At 49.2% G+C, this 585-nt stretch carries 2 rRNA genes; one reads left to right on the forward strand and one right to left on the reverse strand.

The annotated features are described in order from the left end of the window. A 5S ribosomal RNA gene (rrf, locus tag L1D46_RS20835) occupies positions 1-114 on the forward strand; the annotation flags it as partial. 335 nt (positions 115-449) lie between these two features. Here the strand turns inward: rrf (L1D46_RS20835) and rrf (L1D46_RS20840) are convergent. Continuing rightward, positions 450-564, reverse strand: a 5S ribosomal RNA gene (rrf, locus tag L1D46_RS20840). Positions 565-585 lie beyond the last annotated feature (21 nt).

Below are 585 nucleotides of genomic sequence, written 5' to 3' on the forward strand. Positions count from 1 at the left end.
TAGCGTTTTGTAGCGTTTTGGACCCACCTGACCCCATGCCGAACTCAGTAGTGAAACGAAACAGCGCCGATGATAGTGTGGCATTTGCCATGTGAAAGTAGGACATTGCCAGGCTCCAAATTAAAGAAAGCCCGATTCGAAAGAGTCGGGCTTTTTTGCGTCTGGAGCTGTCAGCTTTCAGCCGTTAGCTGAAATATGGGGTTGTATAGTGCTGAGACTCCCTCAGCAACAAAACCCTGTAGGAGGCACGTCAGTGCCGTATCTAGACCTTAACAAACACATTCATGGCTAAAGTCATTCCTACAACTACACTTTGCCTAGAGCCTAGAACCTCCGGCAGAGGGAGACGCAGCACCAAACAGCTCCATCGCGCTGAAAGCTGACAGCTCCAGACGCAAAAAAGCCCGACTCTGCCCGACTCTTTCGAATCGGGCTTTCTTTAATTTGGAGCCTGGCAATGTCCTACTTTCACATGGCAAATGCCACACTATCATCGGCGCTGTTTCGTTTCACTACTGAGTTCGGCATGGGGTCAGGTGGGTCCAAAACGCTATTGTCACCAAGCAAATTTGGTTTTAATTCGCT

Source organism: Pseudoalteromonas sp. Isolate3, assembly GCF_022398505.1.
In the GTDB taxonomy this organism is placed as follows: domain Bacteria; phylum Pseudomonadota; class Gammaproteobacteria; order Enterobacterales; family Alteromonadaceae; genus Pseudoalteromonas; species Pseudoalteromonas apostichopi.